Below are 258 nucleotides of genomic sequence, written 5' to 3' on the forward strand. Positions count from 1 at the left end.
CGGCGCCTGGTACCGCCGGCGTCTCATCGGTCGCATGGGTGACGCCGAGGGCTCCCGCCGGTTCTGGGGCGTCGTGCTGCTCGAGCTGGTGTTCATGGGCGTCGCGAGCGGCGTCGCGGTCGCCCTCGCGCGCACGCCCCCGCCCGCCGCCGACCTCCCGCTCATCGGCACCACGCCCGCCGAGGTGCTGACCGGGGCGCCGGTGCCGCCGGAGTTCACGATCGACCGCTGGTTCACGGCGTGGGACATCGACCTGCT

The 258-nt window shown here is 75.2% G+C and carries 1 protein-coding gene; it reads left to right on the forward strand.

The genetic code is table 11. The annotated features are described in order from the left end of the window. Positions 1 to 258: hypothetical protein (locus ACZ3HG_RS24150; RefSeq protein ID WP_465334970.1), on the forward strand; the 258-nt coding region annotated here is incomplete at both ends.

It is taken from the genome of Erwinia sp. PME.40.26/001 (assembly GCF_055556675.1).